Genomic DNA, 2,057 nt, shown 5'->3' on the forward strand with positions numbered 1-2,057 from the left:
TTGTTAAGAGCCAACCCCACAGCCCTCCCCCGGACCGGCGTTTCCGCATCGCGGGCGCCGACCTGTCCGCCTCGATCACCGTCTTCCTGATCGCCCTGCCGCTCTCCCTCGGCATCGCCCTCGCCACCGGCGCCCCCCTCCAGTCCGGCCTGGTCGCCGCCGCCGTCGGCGGACTCGTCACCGGACGACTCGGGGGCAGCCCCCTCCAGGTCAGCGGGCCCGCCGCGGGCCTCACCGTCGTCACCGCCGACCTCATCCAGCGCTACGGCTGGCGGACCACCTGCGCGATCACCGTGCTGGCCGGCCTGGTCCAGCTCGGCCTCGGCTGCCTGCGGGTGGCGCGCACGGCCCTCGCGGTGAGCCCCGCCATCGTGCACGGCATGCTCGCCGGTATCGGCGTCACCATCGCCGTCGCCCAGCTGCACATCGTCCTCGGCGGCAGCCCGCAGAGTTCCGTCCCCGACAATGTGCGCGCCCTGCCCGCCCAGTTGGCGGACCTGCACCCGGGGGCGGTGACCGTCAGCGTCCTGACCCTGACGCTGCTGCTGCTCTGGCCGCGCCTGCCCGGACGCACCGGACGCCTGCTGCGCATCGTGCCCGCGCCTCTCGTCGCCGTCGCCGGCGCCACCGCGACCGCCGCCCTCGCCGGACTGACCCTGCCACAGGTGGAGCTGCCCTCCTGGCGCAGCCACGCCCTGGCAGGGCTGCCCGAGGGTCCGGTGCTCGGCCTGCTCGCCGCCGTGCTCACCGTCACGCTGGTGTGCAGCGTGCAGTCGCTGCTCGGCGCGGTCGCCGTGGACCGGCTGGCCGCCTCCCGGCCTGCTCCCGCGGTGCCGGTCCGCCGCTCCGACCTCGACCGCGAACTGCTCGGCCAGGGCTCCGCCAACATCGTCTCCGGGGCGCTCGGCGGGCTGCCGGTCGCGGGGGTCGCGGTACGCAGCACGGCCAATGTGAACGCGGGTGCCGTGAGCCGGAACTCCACGATGCTGCACGGCGTTCTCGTAGTAGTCGCCGCGCTGCTGATGGTCCCGATCCTGGAGCGCATCCCGCTCGCCTCGCTCGCCGCCCTGGTGATGGCCGTCGGCATCCAGATGGTGTCCCTGCACCACATCCGCACGGTGACCCGCCACCGCGAAGTGCTGGTGTACGCCACCACGCTCCTCGGCGTGATCTTCCTGGGCGTCCTGCAAGGAGTCGCACTGGGGATCGCCGTCGCCGTCGGCACCGCCCTGCACCGGCTCACCCGCACCCGTATCAGCCATGACGAGCAGGAAGGAGTCCATCACGTCAGAGTCCGAGGTCAGTTGACGTTCCTCGCGGTGCCCCGGCTCAGCCGGGCCCTGCACCTCGTACCCCAGGGCGCCCACGCCGTCGTGGAACTGGACGGGTCGTTCATGGACCACGCGGCGTACGAGTCACTGCAGGACTGGCAGAAGACGCACACCGCGCAGGGCGGGACCGTCGAGTTCACCGGCCGCCGCGCCGGCCTCACCGGCACGCCGGAGGGCGGGAGCGGCGACCCGGCCTCCGGGCCGGCCGGGTCGGGCGACGCGACCGGAGCGGCCGGGCCGGCCCGGGCGGGCGGGCCGGCCCGGGCGGCCGGGTCGGCCCGGGCGGGCGGGCCGGCAGAGGTGGCGGCGCCGGTCGGGCTCGCCGCGGCCACGCACTGCCGGTGCCGTCCCTGGACGCCCTGGCGGAACCACCAGTGCGAACCGATGCTGGCGGCGCTGGAGCCGACGCCGCCTGCGGGGCGCCCGGACGCCGTCGCGCACGCCGACGCCGCCGGGCGGGCCGACGCCGGTGTGGCCGCCCGCCGCGGCAGTGGCGGCACTGCTGGAGCCGGGCCCGCTGGTGGGGGTGCCGGTGGCGTCGGTGCCGGGGCAGGTCCCGGTACCGCCGACGGTGCCGGTTGCGGTGGCGGTACCGATGGCATGGCCCACGGTCACCCCGCCGGTGGCGTCGCTGTGAGGGGCGGCGACGCGGGTGGCGGCACGGCGGGCAGGCACGCTGCGGGTGCCGGCACGGCGGCCGGTGGGCCGGTGGGCGCCGGTCACGGG

The 2,057-nt window shown here is 76.1% G+C and carries 1 protein-coding gene; it reads left to right on the top strand.

The features are described 5' to 3' along the window. Nucleotides 1-2,057 (top strand): SulP family inorganic anion transporter (locus MTQ10_RS29995; RefSeq protein WP_247473701.1); only part of this gene is annotated, 2,057 nt, incomplete at both ends.

Source organism: Streptomyces sp. XM83C (assembly GCF_023072675.1).
Taxonomy (GTDB): domain Bacteria; phylum Actinomycetota; class Actinomycetes; order Streptomycetales; family Streptomycetaceae; genus Streptomyces; species Streptomyces thermocoprophilus.